Consider the following 24,661-nt stretch of genomic DNA (forward strand, 5'->3'; position numbering starts at 1 on the left):
TCGTTGTGCTCATCCCACCACCACACCGAGTCCGGCAAGCGCCGCGACGCCCACGGGTGAGACGACGATCGGCGGCCACTTCGCTCGCATCGCGCATCTGTTCGCATGCGATATCGCTGCCACAGCGAACAGCACCCCAGGTATGCCGAAGACAACCCACGCCGCGGCAAGGGTGAACCACCCCTGCCCGATCGCCGCCGTGTCATCGATGGGCGTGTCGGCAACCACGTGGTCGACTACCCACGGCCACCGACCACTGCACAGAACGCGCCGACGGTGATGGCGATCGTGTAGGCGGGCCACCGCGCAGTGAACGGGCCGGGCCGGCCACGACGCTGAACGATCTTCTCGGCCCCAGGGAGCCGGGCGCCGGCTCGAGGTGCGTCATGAGCCCGAACGCAGCGCCCTGGTCTGGAAGATCGCCATGGCGAGGACGAACACGCCTTGGGCGAGGGTCCACACGATACCCACTGTGCTCAGGGCGAAGGGATTCGCGAGTGCGATCGTGAACGAGCCCACGGCCCAGATCGCGTTGATCGCAACAAGCAGTTCCGGGAGCACACGCAAGCGCGTCGGCATCCAAGCAACGACGAGCAACCCAATCGACACGAGTGCCAAGACCACTCCGGCACCGAGGAAGTGCCCTACCTGTCCGCCCAGGAAGTCCGGCAGTAGGCGGTGCAGGGCCAGGTAGGCGGTGGCGTTCAGGGCCGTGACGAGACCGTCGACGAGGAACCAGGTGCGATGACGAGCACGGACGGCCGATGCGGTGCTCATCCGTCTCCGCGCTGGGCTTGCAGCAGTGCCGACTCAGAAAACTGTTTGGCGTACTCCTCGCTCGGCGGGATCGGCGTGATGATATCGATGAGCACGTCATCGGGGCCGGCGAAGATTGCGTGCCGCTGTCCGAACTCCTCAGACCGCAAAGGAAGGACGGGGGCGAGTCCGGCATCGGTGAGCCGCGCGTACACAACGTCGACGTCGTCCACCTCAAAGGTGACCAGTACTCCGCCTGCGACTCGGTCGCGATACGCCTGCGGGATGGTCGAGTGCGACGCATCGAGTACGGCCAACTCCCACTGGTCCAGCTTCAGGCTCACGTACCAGTCGTCCTCGAATGTGGTCTCGAACCCGAAATGCGTGCGGTAGAAGTCGGCGGTTCGTGCGACGTCCTTGGTGTGCAGCACTGTGTAGAGGCTCATGGTTGTCATGTCGATTTCCTGTTCTCGGTTGTCGGATCGGTGGGGGAGGGGGAGTGCACTCGGTAGGTCAAGTGCGTGACTGTGGAGGCGGCACGGCCGCCGGTCTGTTCGAGGTGGATGCTGCCGACGCCCTCGAACAGCCTGGCGCCCCCGCCGATGATCACTGGCGTGACGTGTACGCGCAGTTCATCGATGAGCCCGGCGCTCAAGTACTCGTTCACCGTGTGTGCGCCGCCGGCGATGTCAACGCGTCCGTCGCCCGCGGCTCGTGAGGCGAGTCCAAGTGCGTGGTCGATGCCATCGGTCACGAAGGTGAACGTCGTCCCGGTCAGTTCCAACGGCTCACGGGGATAGTGACTGAGGACGAAGACGGGCGCGTGATAGGGCGGCTCGGGGCCCCACCACCCCTGCCAGTCCTGGTCGAGCGGACCTCGGTCCGGGCCGAACATATTCCGGCCCATGATGTAGGCATCGGCGCCGTTGAGCGCAGCGATCTCCACGGCATTCTCGTCGGCAGCCTCGAACATCCAGTTGCTGAGCACATCGACCGGGCCTTCGCCGAACGGAGCAGACAAGCTCTGGTCGGGTCCTGCTGCATAGCCGTCGAGCGAGATGTTCATGTCTGCGGTGACTAGTGTCATACCTGACTCCTATGCGAGGGTTGCCGGTGCGCCGTGCTCCCGGCGGCGGGTATGCGAAACGACGGTACGGACAGCGATGCCTGTGCGCAGGTGCCGGAGGTCACGTTCGGATTCTGTGCCGGTGTCGTATGGCCGGCGGGACTGCGAGCGGATTCTGGCGGGGGAGTGCCGCTCGCACGGCGGTGCTGGCGCACGTGACTTCCGGCACCCCCGCCCCGTTCACGGGATGCCTAGACTCTGCCCATGGTGGACGAGGCCGAGATCAGCGGGGTGAAGACCCCGATCCGCGTGCTCATCGTCGACGATCAGAACCTGGTGCGTGAAGGAATCCGTAGCCTGCTCGCGCTCAGCGGTGATGTAGAGATCGTCGGCGACTGCGCCGACGGCGATGAGGCGCTCGCCTTCCTTGAGCAGAGTTCGGCCGATGTGATCTTGCTGGATCTGCGGATGCCCGGACGCGACGGTATCGCCACATTGCGTGCGATGCGCGAACGAGGTATCTGCGTACCGAGTCTCGTGTTGACCACGTTCGATGACGATGAGTTGGTGCTGTCAGCACTCCGAGCGGGCGCCCGAGGGTACATGCTCAAAGACGTCACGCTCGAGCAGTTGCTTGGCGGTGTGCGCGCCCTTGCCGCGGGCAACACGCTCCTCCAGCCAGCGCTGACCGACCGGCTGTTGCGCGCCATTCCTCCCTCGACGCGTGCGCCGGATCCGGTGTATGCGCAGGAGCAGTTGAGCGACCGCGAACTCGATGTGCTCCGCCTTGCGGCCAGTGGATGGTCGAATCGTCAGATCGCGCAGGGCCTCGGGCTCGCCGAGGGCACTGTGAAGAACCGCATGTCGAACGTCCTCCTCAAGCTCGGAGTGACGGACCGGACGCGAGCGGTACTGCGCGCCCTTGAATCCGGGATCCTGGCTCCCGATCATGTCCGTGCCGACCGCCCGTCCGAGCCGGATCGCTGAGCGGATGAGCCAGTGGTGGAGCACCCGTACTCACCTGATCTTGACGAGTCTGGGCTGCACACTGGGCGTCGGCCTGGCGGTCTTGCTGGATGCTGTCCTCAACCCCCAGGGCATTCCCCACATCATGGTGCTGTGGTGGATCGCCTACGTGATCTATTGCACGCTCCTGCTCGCCATCCACGAGCTCATCCCGCGCCCGCGCCGACTCTCCCTCGATGCGATGCTGCTGTTGCTGATCGCGCTGGGCATCACGCTCGTTCTCCTGCCGGCGGCGCAAGGATGGCTCGCATTGCTTTTCGTCATGACCGCGACCATGGCTTCGTTCCACTGGTCCCCGCGCGCCGTGTTCATCCTGATCGGGGTGCAGAGCCCGCTCGTTGTGGTCATGGGTGTGATCGGGCAATGGCCAACGGTGGATCTCGTCGTCGGACCGATCATCTTCGGCATCTCGCAGGCTTTCGGCGCCTTGGTGGTGTTCACCGCGCGCAGCGAAGCAGACGCCCGCCGGGAACTGGCAGTGGCACACGCCGAGCTTCGCTCCACAGCGGCGCTGCTGGAGTTGACGACGAGGGAAGCTGAACGACTGCGGATCTCCCGAGACCTGCATGACCTGACCGGGCACCACCTGACCGCACTCTCCCTGGAGCTCGAAACGGCATCACACCTGACCGCTGATGGTGCGGGCAGTATCCACGTCAAGCGCGCGAAATCGATCGCGAAGGATCTTCTTGGTACCGTCCGGACGGCGGTCGGCCAGATGCGCGCGGATCCGCCGGCGTTGGAGCCTGCGCTTCGTCAGCTGGCAGCGGCCATGCCCAGTCTGGACATTCGCGTGGAGTGCGAGGGTTCGGCCGATCTGACGGTCGAGCAGACCGTCACCATCCTGCGGTGCGTGCAGGAAGCGATCACCAACACGTTGCGGCATACGGACGCGAGGTCTGCGCGTATCCGTGTGGCGGTCACGCCGGAGGGTACGACGGTGCTCATCTCCGACGACGGTGAGGGGGTCGCTCAGATCGTGCCAGGCAACGGTCTGACGGGCATGCGAGAACGCTTCACAGCGCTTGGCGGCAGCCTCCAGGTGGCGTCGCGCCCCGGAGCGGGATTCACCGTGACCGGCACGCTTCCGTGCGAGCATGACGGGAGCTGACGGCACGATCTCCTCGTGATCCGAACCCGCGCCGTTCTCTGGCACCGGTGAGGGGAGAGCGGGCTCATTGGCGACGTTCAAGTTCCACAGCGTTGCCCTTGACATTGACGCAACGTCAAGCGCGAGGGTGGCACGGTGAGCGTTTCACCGGACACCCGTTCGCGCGTGGACACCCGTGAGGAACTGATCGCGGATCGTGCGCACGCCATTGCCCGCCGCATTGGCGACGTGGTCCGAGCAGGCAGCCGGGCACAGCCGACCATCCTCATCGACGATGAGGAGAACATCCTGCAGGCGTCGCGGCACGGTGTGCAGCTGGACGGCATCTTTCGCACGCGCTCTCAGGTCGCCCTAGGCGCGGAGCTTTCGGCACTCGCGCACGCCGGCGGCGTACCGGTCCGCCGGCTCACCGATGGGGTAGCCGCGGAGTTGTTCGGCGGGGAGAAGCGGGCCCGGGTCTTCGCGCTCGCCCGTCGTCCCAGTCAGTACGCGTTGGGCGATCTGGCACCCCTCAGTGGCGACATCGTCATCCTCGACGGTGTGCGGCTGGCGGGCAACATCGGTGCACTCACCCGCACGGCCGCGGCGCTCGGAGCGGCCGGGCTGGTACTTGTCGAGACCGGCCTCTCCTCGGTCTATGACAGGAGACTCATTCGTGCCAGCCGTGGCATGGTCTTCGCACTCCCGGTCGTCATCGCCTCACGAGAGCAGGTCGAGCAGTTTCTGCGGGAGGTGCCGCTCACACTGCTCAGTCTCGCGGCCACTGCCACCACACCGCTGGCCGAGATTGCCGCTGTTCGAGGCAGGGCAGCGATCCTGCTCGGCAGTGAACGTCGTGGAGCATCGCGTGAGCTGGACTCGCTCGCGAGCCACCGATTCGCCGTTCAGATGAGCCACCGGGTCGAATCGTTGAACGTGTCCGTTGCCGGCGCGATCGCCCTCTATGAGCGACTTCATCGACACCCGCCAGGGTGAAGTGAGCGGCCCCTGGCGAGTGGTCGATGACGATCGACCAGGGCGGCCCTCACGAAGCGAACTGCGCCTCACGTCCGTAACGTAGCCAGCATGTGGTTCGACTCGTGGTCCGACGTGGTTCGCACTCTGGCACTTGGCGGGGCGGGCTACGTCACGCTCGTCCTCGTGCTGCGCGTCTCAGGGAAGCGAACGTTGAGTCAGCTCAACGCCTTCGATTTCATCGTGACCGTCGCGCTCGGCTCCACATTGGCCACCATCCTGCTCAACAGCGACGTCTCGTGGGCTGAAGGGGCAGCGGCCCTGGTGTTGCTTGCGGCGCTGCAGTTTGTGGTCGCATGGTCGACCACCCGCTGGCACGCGCTGCGCAAGGCGGTCACCTCCTCGCCGCGAATACTCCTGCGCGATGGACAGTTCGACGCGGTGGCACTTCGGTCATGCCGACTCACCGAGAACGAAGTTCGTCACGCCGTTCGCTCGACCGGGTCCGGAGATCTCACTGAGATTGCCGCCGTCGTACTCGAAACGAACGGCACGCTCTCCGTCATCACCCGCTCCCGGCTGGGCGATGGATCAGCGCTGGGGGACCTCTCGGCGTGATCGGGACCCGCCGGCGTGCTGAGCGCGATACGCCGAGGACTCCCTCATTCGCTTCGCGGCGTGAGCTGCGCCAATCCCACCGGCTCCACGAATTCCCGGGCGGCGCTGCGCACCCACCAGTGCCCTGTAGCACGGCGCTCTTCCGGGGTGCTGTACCGATAGGTGAACATGCGAGCCCGCACCCACCGCGGCGCCCGCCCGTCGAATGGGTCACGAGCGAACAGCCGTAGCGTGGCTCGATCGGCCTCCAGGAGGCGCCGCAGCAGAACACTGAACCAGCGATGTTGCGCACCAGAGCCCAGCGCGAGGAACCACATGCCCCAATCGAGGCGCAGATGATACGGGGCGAACTGCCCGGGGAGGCGCTCCACCGGTCCCGGCTTGGCAGAGAAGACATACTCACACCAGCCGCCGTCGGGCACCTCCTGCTCGGTTCCTTCCACCACGACCTCATGCCGTACCCGGGTGATCGATCCGAACGCTCCGTATGCACCACCGAGATGGAAACGGTTGTACGAGGCATTCATCGCCTGGTGCCGGGAGAACAGGTTCCGCGCAGGAGGCACCGCGAGTACTGCCACGACGGCGGCCATCACCATGACGAGCACCACCCACCACAGGTCCCCGGCCCGCGTGGGCGTGGCAGCCAGCGTGGGGGTCAGGGCTGGCAGGACCGCCGCGAGTTGGTCATCTCCGACGGCGGAGAACGCCAAGAGCATCGTCAACCAGTTCAGCCATGCGAAGTTCCCGGACAGGACCAGCCACAACTGCGTGGCAATCACCAAGACGGCCGCGATCGATGCGATCGGCTGGGGCAGGAACAGCAGGAACGGCACGGCCAGTTGCACCACGTGGTTCGCCGCCACCTCCACTCGGTGCAGCGGGCGCGGCAAGTGGTGGAAGAACCAGCTCAGCGGGCCAGGCATCGGTTGGGTCTCGTGGTGATAATCCAGCGCTGTGAGGTCACGCCAGGCCCGATCCCCACGCATCTTGATCATCCCGGCGCCGAACTCCACCCGGAACAGCAGCCATCGGAAGGCGAGCAGCACCAGGAGCGGGGGAGCGACGTCGTCCGAGCCCAGGAACGCGGCAAGAAAGCCGGCCTCCAGCAGGAGCGACTCCCACCCGAACCCGTAGAACACCTGACCCACGTTCACCACCGACAGGTACAACAGATAGAGAACGGCGAAGGCTAGGAACGGCACCCACGGCGGTCCGGACTGGGGCAGACCTGCCACCAGTGCCGCAGCGATGAGCACGCCCGCCCAGGCGATCATCAGCACCAGGGTGTCCGAGTAACGCCACCGGAAGATCGTCGGCCCTGCGCGGGAACCGACGCGCTCCACGTATCGCGGCACGGGAAGGAGGCCATGGGAGCCGAGCAGTGGGAGGAACTGACGCAGCACGGCAACGAACGCCACCAGGTACATCAGCGCGATTCCACGCTGCAGGACGAACCGGGCCGCGTGATAGTCCTCCGCGGCGAACCACTCCACCGGCTGCCTCCTGATGCGACCAAGCCTGACCCAGATCTCAGTCTGCCGCGGGGCTCACCACGCCGCGACCCGCATGACGTGGGTACCGCTCACGCTCGACCGTGACGCCTCGCCACCGCCCGATGCCCGGCGGACGTGCCGTTGCCCGCGCGGTACGTTGGCCGGTCCGCACCATCACTCCGCGAGCGGCGGGTCAGCTGGGGTCGGGGACTAGGACCGTTCTCTCGTGTTCTTCCCCTACCGCGTCCAGGTAGGGCAGGGAGACGAGCGTGCCCGACGGTGTCACGCCGACGACCCTCACGTGCTCGCCGTACGGGCCGGCGACTTCCATCAGCTCACCGGTCCTGGAGTCGAAGAGGCCGTATCCGAGAAGGTTGTCATCGGAATCGCGATGTAGAACGAGCAGCGTGCGTGCGCCGTCGATGTTCGCGGGCATGTGCGGGAAAACCCTCCACCCGGTTGGCAGATCGACGGTTGCGAGTTCACCGGTGGCGCTGTCGAGCCACTGCATCTGAGTCGAGGTCGCGATCCGCAGATCAGTGCCGACCGGTTCGTAGAAGCCGCTGCCCGAAGTGAAGTTGCGGACCTCCGTCTGCCACCGGTCCCCTCCTCGCAACGGAGTCCCCACGGCGACGCGCTGCTGCCCATCGAACTCGAAGCTGATGAAGGTGTCGCCGGCGATCGCCCAGTCGAACACCGAGAACTCGTCGATGCTGACTGCCGCGGGGACACCCGTGCGCGCGTCGAGGACTTGATACTGATTGCTTTCGCGATCTCCGACCACGATCCAGTCCGCGTGCGCGGTCCAGCGGAAAGCGTCGTGGCTGCCCGAGCCCTCGGTGCTTGCGGCGATATCGCCCGCCATCTCCCATTGCTGGTCACCGGTCTGCCGGTCCACGGCAAGCACGCGCTGACGATCGGCGAAGACGATGACGTCCTCATTGGCGGCCACGGGGATCGCTTCGCCGAGCTCGAGCGACCACTGCGTCTGACCCGTCGCCGTCGAGAGGGAGACCACCGGCACATGCTCCCCTGACCTGCCGGGGTAGGTGATGACCGAGTCTCCCGCGTGAATCGAGTAGTTAAACCCGTCGCCGTACCCGTCCTTGCTGGACCACAGGAGATCACCCTCGAGCGTGTAGCCGATCACCGCCGCACTCTCCGAATCCATCACGACGAGTACGTCGGCATCACGACCGATCTCGGTCACATCGTCACGATCGTCGGTCGGTGGCGTGAATGCGGGAAGCGTGACCACTTCCGGAGGGAGCGCAGGTGCGGCGCCGGCCGCGACGATCCCGCCCGCCACGAGCCCGCTCGCTGCGACGAATCCGATCACTGTTGAGACCCGGGTGCCGCTCAACACGCACACGAGGGCCACACCGGCGGCACCGAGCGCCAGTATCCAGATGTCCCGGCCAAGGTCCAAGACGATGCTCGCGACACCGGTCGCGAGCCCCAGGGCACCAAGGATCACGCCCGTGAGGAGCCAACGCACCTGCGGCACCGCAAAAACGGGCCGCCGCCTGCCGCCTCGGACCTCCTGCTCAACCTTCGAATCCGCATTCTCGGCTAGCTCTGCCTCGGCCATAGCTGCGAGTGTAACTGCGCGGGTAACCGGCCTCGCTTGCGACCCGATCGCGCCGGTGCTCAGGCGTGGAGCAGGTCAGGCCGGGGCGGGTACGGCGGGGATTGACGTGGCGACCGCTGTGAGCACCTCTCGTATGACTGTTCCCTCAGCCTGCGGGAGGTCGATCCCGAGCACGGCCGCCAATGTCGGCGCCTCATCGAGCATGCTGCGCCGCCCGGCGTCCGCACCCGGTGCGAAGTCGGGGCCGGTCGCGATGAAGACCGGCTGCCCGCCATGGCGGGGTGCGTGCCCGTGGCTGCCCTTCAGCGCCGGGAAGTCCTCGTCTCCGGACCGGACGACCGCTCGTCTGTCCCACAGCATGCCGACGATCACACCGGGCTCTGACTCGACCACCCAGGTGAATGGCCCGTCCAGCCCGTAGTCGCGGCGGGTCTCCTCCACCGTCCACATCTTCTCGATCCGAAACTGCGGGTCCGATTCGATCTCCACCAGCAGCGCCTCGATCTCCCTGCGCCGGTCCACCGTGATTCCCTCGGCGAGGAACAACTGACCCGATAGGCCCGCGCCTAGGCAGAACACGTCCCAGTCGAGGAGTGCGCCGCTGCCGTCGAGGCGGATGAAACCGCGCTCGACGAAGACCGTATTGAGGTTCGTGTGCTGCTCCACATCGAGATGGCCATGGTCGGAGACCAGCACGATGTTCGTCTCCTCCAAGTCCCCGTTCTCCTCCAAAGCGCTCAGATAGGTGCCGAGCGTGGCATCGACCTCACGCAGTGCCTCTTCCACATGCGGCCCGTAGGAACCACCCGCGTGCCGGGCAGTGTCGACCTCCACCAGGTGCACGAACATCACGTCAGGCCGCTCGTGCCGCAGGATGAGCTCGGAGACGTGGTTCACGAACGCGAAGTACTTGCCTTTGCGGACGTCGGTGCGCACCAGATCGAGGTGCGGGTAGATGTAGGTCTCGTACGAGCGTGAATCAGTGGTGCGCAGGTACTGGTCCTCCAGTCCGTCGAACACCTGCGGGCAGGCAATCTCCGGTACTAGCCAGTCCACGTGCTTCTCGCCGCCGGTCACCGGCCACTGGACCGCCGCAGTGGTCAGACCCGCCTGCTGTGCTGCCTCGAAGATCGTCGGGACCTGGATCATCCCGGCGTCCCAGAACCACTCGGACTGATCGCCGCTGCCGGGCTGGAACTGCAGGTTGTTGAAGATCCCGGTCCGAGCCGGTGGGCAGCCTGTGGTCTGTGCCGTGTGGTTCGGGTAGGTGACCGAGGGGTAGATGCCCTCGATCTCGGCCACGGCTGCGCGCTCCAGAATGCGGGAGAAGGCCGGGAGTGTGCGGGCGAACGGGATGTCGTCGGTGTGCATCGCATCGACGGAGATGACCAGGAGCTTGTGTGGCACGGTGTTTCCTTCGCGTCTGGGGACTCAGGCGGGTTGTGCGTAGATCTGAGCGAGCTGATCACGGCACCACGCAGGATCGTCGGCGGTCACCATGGCCACCCTTGCCTCCAGAGCGCCGCGCAGGTCTGTGGGCGTGAGTACCGGCCAGGCGCACACGGCCACGTCGTCGGCCCGGAGCCGCTGGACGAGTGCGGCGTCCAGATGGCGCACCTGGAGCGCCAGGGAGACGGCGTCCAGTTCCTTCACGGCGTCGAGCGCCTCATTGGTGGGGGCGGGGGAGATGACCCCGACCGCCAGGGTCGGAGCCACCTCCCGTACCTCCCGTAAGGCATCGATCTGGAAACTGGTGATGGTGACCCGATCGCCCAGACCAGCATCGAGCACCAACTCGGCGGCGAGGCGCGCGGCCGCCAGGGCCTTGATCTCCAGGTGTACCAGCACTGTGATGGCGTCCAGCGCTTGGGCAAGGGAGGGGATGTGCTGCCCGTGGGGCAGTTCCACTTCCATCAGCTGCGCCCACGTCAGGGCGGCCACGGCGCCCGTGGACCGGCCCCCGACGGCGGTACGGTCCACGCTGGCGTCGTGAATGACCGCCAACTCACCATCCGCCGTCAGGTGCACGTCCAGTTCGATCGCCTCCGCACCGTCAGCGATGCCACGGGCGAACGAGACCAGCGTGTTCTCCGGGCTCACCGCAGCAGCGCCGCGATGCCCGACCACGGCCGGCCTGGGTGTGCTCGTCACGAGATGCCCAGGGCCTCAAGGTCCTCGCGGTTGTCCTCGAGGATTCCCTCGTACTCTCCCCGCAGGGTGTCGATGGTCGCCTGCACATCGGCGTCGTCACCCGTGAGGGACGCGAACGCCTCGCTCAGTGCAGCAGTTCCGGACTGGAACCAGTTCACCGGTGCCACCGTCTGAGCGTTCTCCATCTGCTGAATCGCCACGGTGAAGTTCGGGTCGGTCGCGTGCAGCTCCTGCACCTGCGGTTCGTCCGCCGCCGCCTGCACGATCGGCACGTATCCGGAATCGATGTGCCACTTTCCGGACATTGCGGGGGTGGCGAGAAACTTCAGCAACTCGGCGGTGGCGTCCTGACGTTCCTGCGATTCGGTCCGTACCAGGGAGAAGCCGGAACCGCCGGTGGGTACCGTCGGGGGCTGGTTCACCTCACCGGGCATGAACGCGGCACCGAGTTCGAAGTCGACGGCCTCGGTGAGTCCGCGCATGGAGGCGGTGGATCCGTGCACGGCGGCCACCAGGCCGGTCTGGAAGTCGGTGTGCGAGTCCTGAGCCATGTACGCGTTGCCGTCGACGTGCACCCACTCGTTCGCGAACGTCATCAACTCGCTGACCTTCGCCTCATCCGGCATGACCTGGAAGCCGTCGGACCAGACGCCGTCGAAAGCCCACAGCCAGGAGTTCGCGAACCACGCGTCCCCGCCTGAGTACGCGAAGGTCTTGATCTCCTGGCCTGAACTCTGTACTGAGGCGATCTCGGCACCGAACTCGCGCAACTGGGACCAGGTGTACTGGGTATCCACCGGCAGACCGAGTTCGTTGAACAGGCTCTTGTTGTAGTAGAACAGCGGTGTGGAGCGGGCGAAGGGCACCACGTAGGTCTCATCGCCGGCCTTGCTCTCGCCGATGAAGTTCTGCAGGTAGACGTCCAGGTTCCACTCGTCGTCGAAGTGCGAATCGAGTGGAGTGAGCGCCCCGGCGAAGTAGAACTGCAGCCACTGCATCTCCGGGAAGCAGACCATATCCGGAACCGCCCGGGCCTGCAGCGCGGCAGTGAATGCGGTGTTGAGGTCCGCATAGCCGCCCACCGATTCGATAGCGGCGTAAATCTCGGTCTGGGCCTCGTTGAACATCGCAAACTGCTCGGTCATGGCCTCGAAGAGCCCACCGGTCCACGGCGCCCAGAACAGGATGTTCGTACGCCCCTGATACTCCGAGGGGATCTCGCCGAGGGCAGCCTGGCTGAAGCCGCTACGCAAATTGCTGGCCGCGCCTTCGCCGCCGCCGTCGGCGGAGACAGGGCCGGTGCACGCAGCCAGGGCCGCGGTGCCGGCGCCCACGCCCATGGCGGAGAGCAGGTGGCGGCGGGTCAGAGGGAAGTTCTGCACGAGAGGTGCTCCTTGGAGGGTCGTCTATCGGATCAGGGGACAGGCAGAAGGTGAGAGAGGAGAAGGCGAGCGGCCGCAGGTGAGGGCGCAGGCCGCCGTCAGCCCTTGATCGCACCGGCGGTGATACCACCGATGATGCGGCGCTGGGCGATGAAGAAGACGAGGAGCATCGGCGCAGCCACGATCACGGTGCCGGCCATCACCGGACCCCAGGCGTCGTAGCCCTCCTGGCTACGCAGGAACATCAACCCGATCGGCAGGGTCCGCATATCGGAGGTGGAGGTGACGATCAGTGGCCAGACGAAGTCGTTCCACTTCGTGATCAGCACGATCAACGTGGCAGTCAGGATCATCGGGCGGCAGATCGGGATCACCACCGTGCTCATCCGCCGCAGATGGCCGGCGCCATCCATCTTGGCCGCGTCCACGAGCTCCTCGGGCACCTGACGCATCTGCTGATAGATGAGGAACATCGCGAATGCGGAGCCGATGCCCGGCAGGATCAGACCCTGGTACGTGTTCAGCCATCCCAAGTTCGAGATGGTGATGTAGTTGACCAGCAGAGTGATGTGCCCGGGCAGCATGAGCGAGCCGACCATCAGCGCGAAGACGAGCATCTTGCCGCGGAAGTAGACGAACGCGAACGCGTACGCCGAGAGGAGCGCGACCCCGATCTCCAGGCCGGTGCCCACCACAGTGGTGATGATCGAGTTCTGCAGGAAGGCACCGAACGGCGCCGAGGTCCACGCCTCGCTGAAATTGCTCCATTCCAGTGCGCTGGGCACCCAGGTGAGTGGGTAGGTGTAGATCTCATGCTCCGGCTTCAGGGCGGAACTGAACAGCCAGTACAGCGGCACCGCGAACAGCGCGAATGTCGCGGCGATGAGCACGTACAGCGCCATCGCGGCAGGCAATGGCCGCCGCGGTCCCCGACGGCGTCGCGTGCGCCCGCCGCCGTGTGCGCCAGAGAGGTTTCGTGCGCCGGGCGGCCCCTCGGGCGGGGTGGCGGTTCGTGATGCCGCGGCTGACTCGTCTTTGCGGTCCAGAGTGAGGCTCATGAGTAATGCACCTGCTTGCTCGCGTACTTGGTCTGGACGAGGGTCACCACGAGCAGCAGTGCGAACATCACCGTGGCCGTGGCGGCGGAGGTGCCGATGTTGAAGTCCACGAATGCCTGGTCGTAGATCATCCACGGCAACGTGGTGCTGGACGTGCCGGGGCCGCCGTTGGTGAGTGTGGCGATGATGTCGAATGTCTGCGCGGCCGCGATGATGCCGGTGATGGTGAGGAAGAACGTCACAGGGCTCAGCAGCGGAAGCGTGGTGTAACGGAACAAGCCCCACCCGCGTGCACCATCGAGGGCCGCGGCCTCGTAGATGTCCTTGGGCAGGTCGAGGATCGCTGTGTAGTAGATGATCGCCACGAAGCCCAGGCGCTGCCAGGCGTACGCGATGGTGATCGACCAGAGTGAGAAGTCCGAGGTGGTGGTCCAGCTCGGTGACTCCATCCCGAACATGGAGAACAGCCACCGGCTGAGGCCGTAGTTCGGATCGAACATGAACAGCCACAGCACACCGATTGCGGCGCCGGGCAGCATGTGCGGGGCAAACGCGATCGTGCGTACCAGGCCGGAGAAGCGCAGCCGCTGAGCGAGCAGAGCGCCGATCGCCATCCCACCGAACAACGTGCCGATCACCGCGACGAGCACGAAGATCGCGGTGTTGCGCAGCGCGTCCATCAGCATGGAACCGGACTGGAACAGTTCCACGTAGTTCTCGAACCCGACGACGACCGGCGCCGGTTGAACGAAATCCCAGTCAGTGAAGCTGAGGACGAAGTTGTACACAGTCGGGTAGTAGCCGAAAACCACGATCGCGACCAGGTTGGGCAGGATCAGCGCCCAGAAGAGCAATCCGTCCTTGCGGTTGCGGCGGCGGATCTGCGGTGACGTGCGCTGCGGGACTGCGCTTTTCGAACTCCGAGGGCGTATTCCCTCGATGGGTTGGAGCAGCGTGGTCATCGTTCTCAGTTCTGTCGGGGCCGTGCGTGGGCCGAGGCCGCGAATCGGCGCTCTAGCTGGTGACGGCCCCAGCCAACCGGACTGGATTGACGCTGCGCCCATCACCGCATGACGTCCGGGCATCATTCAGATGAATGCCGCCCAGTGCGGCACACACGCGTTGAGCAGGCCGAATGCGATCCAGGGTGACGAACGGGTGAACGAATCAGCACGCACGAACGCCCGTCGCCGGGGGAGTCCCAGGCGACGGGCGTATGGCGGTGCAGTGTTCGCTGATCGTCGCTAGCTGATCTTCCCGCGGTAGATCATGTTCGCAGCGGTGTAGGCGACGACGAGGATCCCGACGAGCCAGGCGAGGGCGATCCAGATCTCGTTCCCCACCGGCTGTTGGGTGAACAACGCACGGAGCGTGTTCACGATGGCCGTGACGGGCTGGTGCTCGGCGAACCAGGCCACCGGCCCCGGCATCGACGCAGTGGGGACGAACGCCGAGCTGATGAACGGCAGGAAGATGAGCGGATAGCTGAACGCACTCGCACCGTCGACAGTCTTCGCGGAGAGTCCGGCGATCACGGCGACCCAGGTCAACGCCACCGTGAACAGGATCAGGACGCCGGCAACGGCGAGCCAGGCGCCCACCGATGCCCCGGTGCGGAAACCCATCAGCAGCGCCACCCCAGTCACGATCACTATCGAGGCAAGATTCGCGGCCACCGAGGTGAGCACGTGTGCCCAGAGCACGCTGGAGCGTGCGATCGGCATGGACTGGAAGCGTTCGAAGATGCCGCCCTGCATATCGAGAAACAACCGGTACGCGGTGTAGGCGATACCTGAGGCGATCGTGATGAGCAGGATGCCGGGCAGCATGTAGTTGATGTACGACTGGTCCGTTCCGGTGGTGATCGCACCGCCGAGCACGTACACGAACAGCAGCATCAGCGCGATCGGCGTGACCGCCGTGGTGATGATCGTGTCGGGGCTGCGCAGGATGTGGCGCAATGACCGGCCGGTGAGGGCGCGGGTGTCGCTCAGGGCGTAGCTGGTCATGGGAGTTCCTTTCCTGCCGGGAGGTCCGATTCGCTCGCGGTCGGTGACTGCGGCGCGTGACCGATCAGAGCGAGGAACACGTCCTCGAGGGAGGGTTGCTTCTCGACATACTCGACTTCGGCGGCGGGCATGAGCGCCTTGAGTTCGGCGAGAGTGCCGTTCTGAATGATCGTTCCCTGGTGCAGGATCGCGATGCGGTCGGCGAGTTGTTCGGCCTCGTCGAGATACTGCGTAGTGAGCATGACGGTGGTGCCGCTCTTCGCGAGCTCCCTGATCATCTGCCACACCTCGATGCGCGCCTGCGGATCGAGGCCAGTGGTGGGTTCGTCGAGGAAGATGACCGGTGGGTTCCCGATCAGACTCATCGCGATGTCGAGGCGGCGCCTCATCCCACCCGAGTACGTTCCGGCCTTGCGGCTTCCCGCGTCAGTGAGCGAGAAGCGGGAGAGCATGTCATCGGCGATCGCTCCTGGACTCTTCAAGTGACGCAGCTTCGCGACCAGCACGAGGTTCTCCCGACCGCTGAGCACCTCATCGACCGCAGCGAACTGACCGGTCAGGCTGATCGACTCGCGCACCTCGTTCGGTGCCGAGGCGACGTCGAAGCCGTGCACCGTGGCGGTCCCGGAATCGGCCTTCAGCAATGTGGCGAGAATCCGCACCAGGGTGGTCTTGCCGGCGCCGTTGGAGCCGAGCAGGGCGAAAATGCTCCCCGCCCGCACATCGAAGTCAACCCCGGTCAATACGTGCAGGTCATTGAAGGACTTGGTGATGCCGCGTACCCGGATCGCGGGGTCGCGGGCGCCATCGGTGCTCATGCGCCTGCCTCCTTGCCATCAGCGCCGCTGGCTTCGTCCATTGCTTTCGTCAGGCGCGCGCGCTCCTTGTCGATCCACCGTTTGCCCGAGTAGGCGCTGGCGAACGTCTCGGCGAACTCCACCGGATCGTCGCCCACGATGTCGCGCACCGGCGTCCTATCGATGGCCGCGCGCTCCCAGAGGTCAGCCAGATCAGTGAACATTGTGCTCAGCGTGTCGCCGTCAGTGACGCCTCCGGCGTACATGAGGTACCGGTGCATCGCGTTAGCTGCCCTCGTGTACGGCTCGGGGAGGGCGTCGATGCGGGCCTTGTCCTGCTTGTACTGCTTCTTCTGCTCGAGCGACCCGGTGAGGGCCTCGATCCACTTTGCTGCCACGGTCATGCTCCTTCGTGCTGGTGGTCATCGTTGGGGTGCTGCAGTTGTTCGATGCGTTCGGAGAGGAAGGTCCACGTTCTCCAGAACTCGTTGAGTTGGTCCCTGCCTTGCGCGTTCAGTGAGTAGACCTTCCGTGGGGGCCCTTTCTCGGACGGGACCTTCTCCACATCCACGAATCCCTTCTGCTCGATGCGCACGAGCAGGGCGTAGACAGTTCCCTCGACGAGGTCGGTGAAGCCTTGCTCCCGCAGTCGGGCCGTGATCTCGTACCCGTAGGCAGGGCGCCCGGCCAGCGTGGCCAGCACGATGCCCACCAGAGTGCCCTTGAGCATCTCCGTCATCTGATTGCCCATCGAGCCTGCCTCTCTACTCAGTAATGCTGACTACCGCTAGATAGTAGCGGTAAGTACCGGTAGGTAGCAACAATGAGTACCGCGCTGGTCGGCTGCGGGCACAGCAGCGCCCACGCCGGGGCGGGCCCTGGCGAGAATCCGCGGGGGAGTGCGGCTAGCGTTCGAGATGTCCGGCGAGATTGTCCAGCGACGATGCCGAACCTGCGGCGTGATCATCGGCCGAGATGCCAGTCTGAGCCTCGAATATCACCGGCGCCTCAGGAGCGCGGGGGGTCGTCAGCGTTCCAGCCAGGCGAGGTATGCCGCCCCCCGCGGCGAGAGCTCGTACCCGACATCGTGACTGATCGTCAGGCCGAGGCCCTTGAGCTTGCGGATGTCTGTCTTCATGGGCAGCAGTTTCACGTCCCGCAGGGCAGCCAGCTCCTTGGAGACCACTCGCGGGTTGTCGCGGATCCACGTGAGGATCTCCTGGGTCCATGGACCCGTAGGGCGGGCGTCCAGGCGGGCGAGCCGCTGCGCGATGGTGGCGAGCTCCTCCGAGTCCGGCAGCCTCTCGCGCAGGGCGAGCCGTGGATCCTCACCGATCCAACGCACGTGCACCCGATAGACATGCTCCCCTCCGGCCGACCCGCGTGGACCGCGAGGGCGGTCCCGGGGGCGGAGAGCTCGCCGGAGTGCGTCGGCATCCTTCATCCCCGCGGCACGCGCCGCGCGATCGGTGAGCCGCTGCAGATCGTTCACCCGGGTCACCCGGGTGAACTCGACCACGCCCGCGGCGGTGAGCTGCTTGCCCCCGGCGCGGACCCGTGGCACGTCCCACCGCCGGTACTGGGTGGTGATACGGCCTGCCCGGATCCCCTCCGCCACTGCACGCGAGATCAGCATGGGCCACATCCTGGCAGACGGCGGCGGCCCGAATGGGCTCACAGGGCCCGCAACACCACCCGCAGCGAAGCCTCGCTCCCGATCTCGGTGGGTCGGAGCACCAGCCGAGCGATCTGGTCTCCCCACACCGCCTTCAGGATCGGGTCGGTGAGGTCGATCGTCTCGACGGCTGCCTCCACCTGGTCGCCGATCTCCAGCCGGGCACGCCTGCGTCCGTCGGTGTCACACACGTCGAGCGAGCCGTCTCCGTTGTCCTGGGGGGCGTGGGCGAGCATCAGATGCACGCGAGTATCGGACGTGGCCGGGGTCCAGCAGTCGGTCAGCTCCAGCGCCGCGCCCAGGCGGACCTCGCGCTGCCACGAGGTGATCCCCACCGAGGTGGGATACGCCCCGGCGAGTTCTAGGCGCACGTGAGCGGCGGACTGCTCGAGCACAACGGCGCGGAACCGTTCCCCGACGCCCTGCTCTGCGCCGTCAGGGGCCGGGACCGTGTGGAAACCGGACTGTGTGAACCAGGTGGAGTATCGATCGGGCCCGAAGCTGCCGGCGGTGTACTGCCCCGCGCCGACGTCGATCAAGATCGGGGCGCCGTCAACGGCCACCACGACCGATCCGACATCGAGATGGTTGTGCGGTTCGTCGTTGTGCCCGCCCTTGGCCACCACGCGGACCCGGGCGTCGTCGGTCGATGCTGCGAACACCTGGGTCTGATCCAACCAGTGAGGGGTGGCTGCAGGCTCAGTGGTTCGAGCACTCTGCGTCCAGCCCGGGTCGAACAGGGTGACCAGGCACCGGTACATCGCCTGATACGGCACCAGCGCGCGGTCGAAGGAGGCGGCCAGCGCAGCGACCTCCGGGACCCGTGCGGCTGTCGCGAACCGATGCAACAGTGCTGGCGGGTGCTGGTCCTTGTCCAGTTCCTCCGTCGGCGGGGGTACCCGGGCGATACCGTCGGCCACGCTCGCCGACCACGGGCCACCGAGGTGCACCACCAGGGGATAGCTGGCCATCCGCTGGACGAGCGGGGCGGTGAGCACTGCCGTCGTCCCGCCCGGGTCGACCCAGCCGAGCACATCCAGCGCCTCATACAGTCGAGCCGCCGACTGCCACCAGTACATGATTCCCTCGGCACACCCACCATCCGACGGCGTCCGCTCCAGGTAGCCGTCCAGGCTTTCCAGGGCAGCCGCGTAGGCCGGGCGTGCCACGTCCTCACCTGGCGCGAGAAGCGCGGTGGCGGTCAGCACATTGGAGACGATCCACGGATTCCAGTTCATCCCGGCACCGAACCACCACCAGTTACGCCCCTCGTCCATGAACGGCCGAATCACGCGATCCAGCACGGCCATGCGCACCTGGGTGAGCAACCCGGGGGTGTCCGAAAGCCGAGCAGCGTGCAGCCAGCTCACCCAGGTCAGCGTCGCGGCAGTTTCGGCAGCAAACAGATCCAGTACGGGGCGTGCAGGATCCGGGAGCAGCCGGAGCGGCTCACCTGGAGGGCTGTCGTGCGCAGGCAGACACCAGCTCACCTCCTCCACCAGCAGCCCGATACCGTCCAGCACCTGGTCGGCGTACCGCTCCTCACCGAGCGCGAGGGCTAGAGCGAGGAGCACCAGGCGCCGACGACGCGCGAAGTACGGCGCTTCAAATGCACGTCGGGACCCGCTCCGCGAGAACTCGAGCCGCGCCGAGACCGTGAGCTCCGGCCACGGTTGCCGGCTCAGGTGCGCGGCGTGGTCCAAGATGGTGTGCCGGCTGACCGGGTCAACCGCGCGCCATGCCTCACGATCGCTCGCAGGCGGAAACGGTACCTGCGCACCAGAGGCCGTCCTGCAGACGAGGCGATCGAGATCGAGGGCGGCACGCAGGCTCGGGCGAGGGACGTCATCGGGCATCTGAGCTCAGATCACGCCCAGGTCGAGCATCGTGTCGGCGACGCGAATGAACCCGGAGATGTTCGCGCCGGTGACCAGATCGCCAGGTCGGTCGTGATCGTCGGCAGTGACCACGCAACGGTGGTGGATGCCCTGCATGATCTCCTCGAGTCGCTCCTCGGTATGGGCGAATGACCAGGAGTCCCGCTCCGCATTCTGTTGCATTTCGAGGGCGCTGGTTGCCACACCGCCGGCGTTCGCGGCCTTACCGGGGGCGAACGAAACGCCGGCCTCGCTGAAGGCATCGACGGCCTCGGGCGTGCAGGGCATGTTCGCCCCTTCGGCCACCAGCATCGTGCCGTTGGTGATCAAGCGACGCGCGGCCACGCCGTCGAGTTCATTCTGAGTGGCGCAGGGCAGCGCGATATCGCAGGGAACGTCCCAGATGTTTCCCTCGGAAACGAAGCGGACTGAGCCCCCGCGGGCCTCGGCGTACTCCGAGATGCGCCCCCGGCGCACCTCTTTGATCTCCTGGAGGAGCGGCAGGTCGATGCCGGACTCGTCCACGACGTACCCGCTGGAGTCCGACACGGCCACCACCGTCGCGCCGAGGGCCTGCAGCTTCTCGATCGCATATTGTGCGACATTCCCGCTTCCAGAGACCACCACGCGGCGGCCCTCGAGGTCCTGGCCGCTGGCCCGCAGCATCTCGCGGACGAAGAAGACCAGCCCGTATCCGGTGGCCTCGGTACGCACATGCGAACCGCCCCAGGTGATGCCCTTGCCGGTGATGACCCCTGCCTCATAGCGGTTCGTGATCCGCTTGTACTGGCCGAACAGGTAGCCGATCTCACGGCCGCCCACACCGATATCACCGGCCGGGACGTCGGTGTACTCGCCGATGTGCCGGGCCAGCTCCGTCATGAAGGATTGGCAGAACCGCATCACCTCGGCATCGCTGCGTCCCTTGGGATCGAAATCCGACCCGCCCTTGCCGCCACCGATCGGCAGGCCCGTGAGCGCGTTCTTGAAGATCTGCTCGAACCCCAGGAACTTCACGATGCCCAGGTACACACTCGGATGGAATCGCAGCCCGCCCTTGTATGGCCCGAGCGCGGAGTTGAACTCCACCCGGAAGCCACGGTTGACATGCACCCGGCCGGCGTCATCGGTCCACGGGACCCGGAAGATGAGCTGACGCTCGGGCTCGCAGAGTCGCTGCACCACGCCTGCGTCGAGATACTCGGGCCGGCGCGCGATCGCCGGAGCGATTGACTCGAAGACCTCCCGCGCTGCCTGGTGGAACTCCGGCTCGTGCCGGTTCCGGGCGATAACGTCGTCCAGGACTGGGCGGAGGTGATCGTCGAGCATCACAGGACCTCTCGTTCGGGTGTGCAATTCGGGCCAAGGAACATCGTGCCAGGCTCGCTGGCGCCCGTTGGCCACCTCCCCGCTCCGGGCGCTGGTGCGGGAGCCGGTCCTGCCTTCAAGGCGGCATCTCAGCGCAGGTATGCTCACCAGCGAACGCGACTGATTCGACGCGGCGCGATGCGCCTGAGGAGCCTGAATGACCGTCCCCGCCGGCTGGTATCCGGACCCGCAGGACCAGAACGCCCTTCGCTACTGGGATGGTGCCATGTGGACGGACCATCGGGCACCGGTGCATGGTGGCGACGGGGGTATGCGGACTGGACAGGGGCACCAGCCTGGACAGGGCGCACAGCCCGGGCAGGTACCCGCAGGACAGCCCGGTCAGCAGGTTTACGGCAGTGCGCCCGCACCGGGAACCGCGGATCAGACCACTCCGTACGACCCCGCTCAGGTGGCCGCCGCTGGCGGGACTCCAGACGCCGGCGCGTGGGGTCAACTGCCGGGGAGTCCTGCCAGCACCGGTACCCCCGGTCATGCGCCGCCCATGGGCGGTCCCGAGGGCCCGTCCGCTGGAGGGCAACGCGGTCCCTCGACTGGTGGCTACGGCGCCTACGGACCGGCTGCCGCGCCGCCTTCGAGCGGAACGAAGACCGGTTTGTTCGTGGTCCTCGGTGTGGCTGTGCTCGTGATCGTGCTCGTGGTCGTCTTTGCCGTCCGACTGATCTCCGGCCTCGGCGGCGCGGCGACCGATCCAGTGGCGACTCCGTCCACCGGGCAACCCACGCAGAGCGATCCCACGGACAGCGACCCCACCGATACCGCGACCCCGGATGAGCCCGCCGATGCACCCACAGCCGACGGTGGATCCTTCGTTCCTGGCGACACGGTCGAAGTTCAGGTGCCGGAGGGGGGAGGAGCCACCTATACATTCGTGGTCGACGAGCCGGGCGTGTACTGGCTGGATACTTTCAGTGAACCCGGTGAGGCCGACCCGATCATCGAAGTCGCCTCTGCGGACGGGACGCAGTGGCGCGACGATGACGGCTCTACGGAGTCGGATAACTCCTATGACGCGAGCCTGACTATGACACTGACTCCGGGTGAACACGAGGTGCGGCTGACCGATTACAGCGGAGACGAGGTCACCTTCGAGTTGAGGTCCGGCGGCGCGGAGGCGGAGACCGTAGAACCGGGCACGCACGAGTTCAGCGCACCCGAGGGTGGCAGCTGGCTCGCACAGATCCCGGTCTCGACTGACCAGACGGTGTCCGTCGATGTGCACGACACTGACGAGGATTCGATCGCATCGGTGATGGTGCCCGACGGCACGTATGAGGAGAACGACGACCGTTCATCCTCGGCGCCGGATGGGGAGAATCTTGACCCGTACATCGACCTGACCTCCCCGGTGGACGGGATGGCGCTCGTGACGATCTGGGGCTACAGCAACGGGCCGGTGAACGGTTCCGTGACCATCACGGTCGAGTGAGCTACACGAGCACTGCGCGGTGGCGCCGGCCTCAGCTCTCCAACCGGAATGCCTGCCGCCAGGTCAGCGCCGTCCCTCCCTGCATCACCGCACGCTCGTAGATCCGTTCACCGAGCCTGAGCAAGCCCAGTGCAGCCACAGCGGTCAGGAGCAGCGAGACGATCGGTTGCCAGAGGGCAACGTCCTCGGAGAGCATCCGGACCGGCATCGCCACCGAACTCATCACTGGCACGAAGCTGGCTACCTGCAGTGCCGTGCCGGTGGCGAACAGACCGACGAACAGCACGGCCATGATCACCATGATGATCGGACCGGTATTGGTCTGCAGATCCTCACTTCGGCTGGCCAATGCACCCAGGACCGCCCATACCGACGCCAGCGCGAGAAATCCGAGCACGAAGAACGCGATGAACCAGCCGGAGGCAGCAAGGATCCAGCCGATATCCGGTGCGAGGCCGGCCACGTTGACGGCAATCAGACCCACGACGCCGTAGAGCACGATCTGGCCGAAGGCGAGCAGCGAGTTTCCGAGCACCTTGCCATAGAGGATCTGCCGAATCGGGATCGCCGTGGCAAGGATCTCCACCACCCGGTTCTGCTTCTCCTCCAGTACAGAGTTGGCGATGGTCATCCCGAACATGATGGTGGCCATGTAGAACAGGAACGCGAAGACGAAACCGACCACATAGGAGGCAGCTCCCTGGTCGGAGTCGGCGGCGAGGAGTTCCGTTCGCACCTGGCTGCCGGACTCGAGTTCAGCGAGCGAGGTGCCCGCCTCCCGAGCGTTCTCACTCAGTACGGCCGTGCGCACCGCATCGCTCACCACTGACTGCAGGTCGCCGGCGATCTCCTCGCCGCCGAGGAGTACGTATTCATTGCCTGTCTGGATCAGTCCGGCATCGACGTCACCGGCGATGACGGCGTTGCGCAGCGCCTGTTCGTCCGCCATCTGGGTGACTTCCAGGCTGTCCCCGGAACTCGCGATGAGATCACCGGCCGAGGCGGCGATCTCGCTCGCTGCCGTGTCCCCGGAATCGACGGTTGCCACGACGTACTCACTGGAACGGGTGGAAAAGAATGCGGAGGCAGCAACCGCAGCCACCAAGAGCAGGGTGGTGAAGATCGTGGAGAGCACAAAACTGCGGTCGCTCACCTTGACGAGGATCTCACGCGCCGTGACCGTCATCCATGGTCGACGTACCAGGACTCGATCACCCTCATCGGTGCCGGTGGTGGGCGGGTCGGTGGTGAGAGTACTCATCGGGTCACCTCGCGGTAGATGTCGGACAACGTGGGCACGAGTGGGGTGAATTCAGTCAGGCCGCGTTCGACGGCCTGGGCGAGGAGACCGTCGGGAACACCATCGGGTAACTCGAGCACCGCCGTCGGACCATGCACGTCCAGAACGGTGACCTCCGGTACCTCGCGGAGCCAGCCGGCATCGGGTGCGGTGCTGATCCGGTACCGGGCAGGCCCGGAGCGGCGGAGCTCCTCAGCTGTTCCTGCTGCCATCACCGCACCGTCGGAGAGCACGACGAGTGAGTCACAGAGTCGATCGACAAGGTCCAGCTGGTGGCTGGAGAACAGCACGGGAACACCTTCGCGCAGCCGGTCCGAGAGCAGATCGACCATGGAGTCCACGGCAACGGGATCCAGGCCGGAGAACGGCTCGTCGAGGATGAGTGCGCGCGGTCCGTGTAACAGTGAGGCCGCCACCTGGACGCGTTGCTGGTTGCCCAGGGAGAGGGATTCGAGCTTGTCTTTGGTGCGGTCAGCGAGTTCGAACCGCTCCAGCAGTCGTGTGGCCTCCCTGGCGGCGTCACCACGGCTCATACCGCGGAGCTGACCGAGGTAGCACAGCTGGTCGAGGATGCCCTGTTTGGGATAGAGGCCGCGCTCTTCGGGCATGTATCCGAAGGTGGCGCGGTCGGTGCGCGTGATCGGGTGACCGTCCCAATGCACCTCACCCTCGTGGATCGCGAGGACGCCCATGATCATGCGCATCGTGGAGGTCTTCCCGGCGCCGTTCGCGCCGACGAAACCGGTCAGCGTGCCGGGCTCGACCACGAACGAGACGTCGTCGACGGCGACCTTCTCGCCAAACCTGCGCGTGAGGTGCCGGATCTCCAGGGCGGGTGAAGTGGACATGCTTTTCCTTCCCGGGCGGTTGAGACTAGATCGAGCCTAGGAAGTGCTGTGGCCTCGCGCCTCACCCGCAGGGGTGATTCGCCCGTCTCCCTCCTGCGGGGGAGTGCGGGGCCGGATTCACCCTGAGT

Annotated in this window: 25 protein-coding genes; 5 read left to right on the forward strand and 20 right to left on the reverse strand. The window is 66.0% G+C overall.

Going from position 1 to position 24,661, the window contains the following annotated elements:
* Positions 1-9: 9 nt before the first annotated feature.
* From LQF10_RS08920 to LQF10_RS08935, 4 genes are all read right to left on the reverse strand, one after another.
* Positions 10-228, reverse strand: a complete 219-nt coding sequence (locus LQF10_RS08920; RefSeq protein ID WP_231067117.1) for a hypothetical protein — start codon at positions 226-228, stop codon at positions 10-12.
* A gap of 156 nt (positions 229-384) precedes the next feature.
* Positions 385-777, reverse strand: coding sequence for a hypothetical protein (locus LQF10_RS08925; protein ID WP_231067118.1), 393 nt, complete (start codon positions 775-777; stop codon positions 385-387).
* Positions 774-1,211, reverse strand: coding sequence for a VOC family protein (locus tag LQF10_RS08930; protein WP_231067119.1), 438 nt, complete (start codon positions 1,209-1,211; stop codon positions 774-776). The genes LQF10_RS08925 and LQF10_RS08930 overlap by 4 nt, the downstream gene beginning before the upstream one ends.
* A complete protein-coding gene (locus LQF10_RS08935; RefSeq protein WP_231067120.1) occupies positions 1,208-1,843 on the reverse strand; it encodes a dihydrofolate reductase family protein in 636 nt (211 codons plus the stop codon). Before LQF10_RS08935 ends, LQF10_RS08930 begins: the two co-directional genes overlap by 4 nt.
* Positions 1,844-2,086: 243 nt before the next feature.
* Here LQF10_RS08935 and LQF10_RS08940 point away from each other — a divergent pair, with 243 nt between their 5' ends.
* The 4 genes from LQF10_RS08940 to LQF10_RS08955 all read left to right on the forward strand — a co-directional run bounded on the left by LQF10_RS08940 (position 2,087) and on the right by LQF10_RS08955 (position 5,531).
* On the forward strand, positions 2,087-2,809 hold the full coding sequence (locus tag LQF10_RS08940; RefSeq protein WP_231067121.1) for a response regulator: 723 nt from the start codon (positions 2,087-2,089) through the stop codon (positions 2,807-2,809).
* Entirely contained in the window at positions 2,772-3,959 is a 1,188-nt protein-coding gene (locus tag LQF10_RS08945) for a sensor histidine kinase (protein ID WP_231067122.1), read from the forward strand. The genes LQF10_RS08940 and LQF10_RS08945 overlap by 38 nt, the downstream gene beginning before the upstream one ends.
* A 135-nt stretch (positions 3,960-4,094) precedes the next feature.
* Positions 4,095-4,934, forward strand: a complete 840-nt coding sequence (locus tag LQF10_RS08950; protein ID WP_231067123.1) for a TrmH family RNA methyltransferase — start codon at positions 4,095-4,097, stop codon at positions 4,932-4,934.
* A 90-nt stretch (positions 4,935-5,024) separates the two neighbouring features.
* On the forward strand, positions 5,025-5,531 hold the full coding sequence (locus LQF10_RS08955; protein WP_231067124.1) for a DUF421 domain-containing protein: 507 nt from the start codon (positions 5,025-5,027) through the stop codon (positions 5,529-5,531).
* Between the two features lie 44 nt (positions 5,532-5,575).
* On the opposite strand, the gene LQF10_RS08960 is transcribed toward LQF10_RS08955, so the two are convergent.
* The 14 genes from LQF10_RS08960 to gdhA all read right to left on the reverse strand — a co-directional run bounded on the left by LQF10_RS08960 (position 5,576) and on the right by gdhA (position 20,896).
* Positions 5,576-7,027 carry a lipase maturation factor family protein gene (locus tag LQF10_RS08960; RefSeq protein WP_231067125.1) on the reverse strand — a complete coding sequence of 484 codons (1,452 nt, stop codon included), beginning with the start codon at positions 7,025-7,027 and terminating at the stop codon, positions 5,576-5,578.
* Positions 7,028-7,220: 193 nt separating this feature from the next.
* Positions 7,221-8,618 carry a PQQ-binding-like beta-propeller repeat protein gene (locus LQF10_RS08965; RefSeq protein WP_231067126.1) on the reverse strand — a complete coding sequence of 466 codons (1,398 nt, stop codon included), beginning with the start codon at positions 8,616-8,618 and terminating at the stop codon, positions 7,221-7,223.
* A gap of 75 nt (positions 8,619-8,693) precedes the next feature.
* Positions 8,694-10,025 (reverse strand): alkaline phosphatase family protein, encoded by a 1,332-nt coding sequence (locus LQF10_RS08970; RefSeq protein WP_231067127.1) that lies wholly within the window; start codon positions 10,023-10,025, stop codon positions 8,694-8,696.
* A gap of 24 nt (positions 10,026-10,049) precedes the next feature.
* Positions 10,050-10,769 (reverse strand): glycerophosphodiester phosphodiesterase, encoded by a 720-nt coding sequence (locus LQF10_RS08975; protein ID WP_231067128.1) that lies wholly within the window; start codon positions 10,767-10,769, stop codon positions 10,050-10,052.
* Positions 10,766-12,151, reverse strand: coding sequence for an extracellular solute-binding protein (locus LQF10_RS08980; RefSeq protein ID WP_231067129.1), 1,386 nt, complete (start codon positions 12,149-12,151; stop codon positions 10,766-10,768). The genes LQF10_RS08975 and LQF10_RS08980 overlap by 4 nt, the downstream gene beginning before the upstream one ends.
* Before the next feature lie 98 nt (positions 12,152-12,249).
* A complete protein-coding gene (locus LQF10_RS08985; protein ID WP_231067130.1) occupies positions 12,250-13,209 on the reverse strand; it encodes a carbohydrate ABC transporter permease in 960 nt (319 codons plus the stop codon).
* Positions 13,206-14,171, reverse strand: coding sequence for a carbohydrate ABC transporter permease (locus LQF10_RS08990; protein WP_231067131.1), 966 nt, complete (start codon positions 14,169-14,171; stop codon positions 13,206-13,208). The genes LQF10_RS08985 and LQF10_RS08990 overlap by 4 nt, the downstream gene beginning before the upstream one ends.
* A 282-nt stretch (positions 14,172-14,453) precedes the next feature.
* Positions 14,454-15,218 carry an ABC transporter permease gene (locus LQF10_RS08995; protein WP_231067132.1) on the reverse strand — a complete coding sequence of 255 codons (765 nt, stop codon included), beginning with the start codon at positions 15,216-15,218 and terminating at the stop codon, positions 14,454-14,456.
* On the reverse strand, positions 15,215-16,036 hold the full coding sequence (locus tag LQF10_RS09000; protein ID WP_231067133.1) for an ABC transporter ATP-binding protein: 822 nt from the start codon (positions 16,034-16,036) through the stop codon (positions 15,215-15,217). The genes LQF10_RS08995 and LQF10_RS09000 overlap by 4 nt, the downstream gene beginning before the upstream one ends.
* A complete protein-coding gene (locus tag LQF10_RS09005) occupies positions 16,033-16,413 on the reverse strand; it encodes a DUF1048 domain-containing protein (protein ID WP_231067290.1) in 381 nt (126 codons plus the stop codon). Before LQF10_RS09005 ends, LQF10_RS09000 begins: the two co-directional genes overlap by 4 nt.
* Before the next feature lie 2 nt (positions 16,414-16,415).
* Positions 16,416-16,766: a PadR family transcriptional regulator gene (locus LQF10_RS09010; protein WP_231067134.1), complete on the reverse strand. Its 351-nt coding sequence runs from the start codon at positions 16,764-16,766 to the stop codon at positions 16,416-16,418.
* Between the two features lie 276 nt (positions 16,767-17,042).
* Positions 17,043-17,651 carry an ASCH domain-containing protein gene (locus LQF10_RS09015; protein WP_231067135.1) on the reverse strand — a complete coding sequence of 203 codons (609 nt, stop codon included), beginning with the start codon at positions 17,649-17,651 and terminating at the stop codon, positions 17,043-17,045.
* Positions 17,652-17,689: 38 nt separating this feature from the next.
* Positions 17,690-19,546, reverse strand: coding sequence for a heparinase II/III family protein (locus tag LQF10_RS09020; RefSeq protein ID WP_231067136.1), 1,857 nt, complete (start codon positions 19,544-19,546; stop codon positions 17,690-17,692).
* A 6-nt stretch (positions 19,547-19,552) separates the two neighbouring features.
* Complete coding sequence (gene gdhA, locus LQF10_RS09025) at positions 19,553-20,896, reverse strand: NADP-specific glutamate dehydrogenase (RefSeq protein WP_231067137.1); 1,344 nt, start codon at positions 20,894-20,896, stop codon at positions 19,553-19,555.
* Positions 20,897-21,092: 196 nt separating this feature from the next.
* Between gdhA and LQF10_RS09030 the strand changes: the two genes are divergently transcribed.
* A complete protein-coding gene (locus LQF10_RS09030) occupies positions 21,093-22,385 on the forward strand; it encodes a DUF2510 domain-containing protein (RefSeq protein WP_231067138.1) in 1,293 nt (430 codons plus the stop codon).
* A 31-nt stretch (positions 22,386-22,416) separates the two neighbouring features.
* On the opposite strand, the gene LQF10_RS09035 is transcribed toward LQF10_RS09030, so the two are convergent.
* Together LQF10_RS09035 and LQF10_RS09040 are read right to left on the reverse strand one after the other, a co-directional pair.
* Positions 22,417-23,646: an ABC transporter permease gene (locus LQF10_RS09035; protein WP_231067139.1), complete on the reverse strand. Its 1,230-nt coding sequence runs from the start codon at positions 23,644-23,646 to the stop codon at positions 22,417-22,419.
* Complete coding sequence (locus LQF10_RS09040; protein ID WP_231067140.1) at positions 23,643-24,533, reverse strand: ABC transporter ATP-binding protein; 891 nt, start codon at positions 24,531-24,533, stop codon at positions 23,643-23,645. The genes LQF10_RS09035 and LQF10_RS09040 overlap by 4 nt, the downstream gene beginning before the upstream one ends.
* Between the last annotated feature and the right edge of the window lie 128 nt (positions 24,534-24,661).

The organism is Ruania halotolerans (genome assembly GCF_021049285.1).
Classification (GTDB): Bacteria; Actinomycetota; Actinomycetes; order Actinomycetales; family Beutenbergiaceae; genus Ruania; species Ruania halotolerans.

Excerpts from the sequence above, each read along its gene's own strand:
- LQF10_RS08925 (WP_231067118.1), bottom strand. The coding sequence starts at position 777 with ATGAGCACCGCATCGGCCGTCCGTGCTCGTCATCGCACCTGGTTCCTC.
- LQF10_RS08930 (WP_231067119.1), bottom strand. The coding sequence starts at position 1,211 with ATGACAACCATGAGCCTCTACACAGTGCTGCACACCAAGGACGTCGCA.
- LQF10_RS08935 (WP_231067120.1), bottom strand. The coding sequence starts at position 1,843 with ATGACACTAGTCACCGCAGACATGAACATCTCGCTCGACGGCTATGCA.
- LQF10_RS08940 (WP_231067121.1), top strand. The coding sequence starts at position 2,087 with ATGGTGGACGAGGCCGAGATCAGCGGGGTGAAGACCCCGATCCGCGTG.
- LQF10_RS08945 (WP_231067122.1), top strand. The coding sequence starts at position 2,772 with ATGTCCGTGCCGACCGCCCGTCCGAGCCGGATCGCTGAGCGGATGAGC.
- LQF10_RS08955 (WP_231067124.1), top strand. The coding sequence starts at position 5,025 with ATGTGGTTCGACTCGTGGTCCGACGTGGTTCGCACTCTGGCACTTGGC.
- LQF10_RS08965 (WP_231067126.1), bottom strand. The coding sequence starts at position 8,618 with ATGGCCGAGGCAGAGCTAGCCGAGAATGCGGATTCGAAGGTTGAGCAG.
- LQF10_RS08985 (WP_231067130.1), bottom strand. The coding sequence starts at position 13,209 with ATGAGCCTCACTCTGGACCGCAAAGACGAGTCAGCCGCGGCATCACGA.
- LQF10_RS08990 (WP_231067131.1), bottom strand. The coding sequence starts at position 14,171 with ATGACCACGCTGCTCCAACCCATCGAGGGAATACGCCCTCGGAGTTCG.
- LQF10_RS08995 (WP_231067132.1), bottom strand. The coding sequence starts at position 15,218 with ATGACCAGCTACGCCCTGAGCGACACCCGCGCCCTCACCGGCCGGTCA.
- LQF10_RS09000 (WP_231067133.1), bottom strand. The coding sequence starts at position 16,036 with ATGAGCACCGATGGCGCCCGCGACCCCGCGATCCGGGTACGCGGCATC.
- LQF10_RS09010 (WP_231067134.1), bottom strand. The coding sequence starts at position 16,766 with ATGGGCAATCAGATGACGGAGATGCTCAAGGGCACTCTGGTGGGCATC.
- LQF10_RS09015 (WP_231067135.1), bottom strand. The coding sequence starts at position 17,651 with ATGCTGATCTCGCGTGCAGTGGCGGAGGGGATCCGGGCAGGCCGTATC.
- LQF10_RS09020 (WP_231067136.1), bottom strand. The coding sequence starts at position 19,546 with ATGCCCGATGACGTCCCTCGCCCGAGCCTGCGTGCCGCCCTCGATCTC.
- gdhA (WP_231067137.1), bottom strand. The coding sequence starts at position 20,896 with ATGCTCGACGATCACCTCCGCCCAGTCCTGGACGACGTTATCGCCCGG.
- LQF10_RS09030 (WP_231067138.1), top strand. The coding sequence starts at position 21,093 with ATGACCGTCCCCGCCGGCTGGTATCCGGACCCGCAGGACCAGAACGCC.
- LQF10_RS09035 (WP_231067139.1), bottom strand. The coding sequence starts at position 23,646 with ATGAGTACTCTCACCACCGACCCGCCCACCACCGGCACCGATGAGGGT.
- LQF10_RS09040 (WP_231067140.1), bottom strand. The coding sequence starts at position 24,533 with ATGTCCACTTCACCCGCCCTGGAGATCCGGCACCTCACGCGCAGGTTT.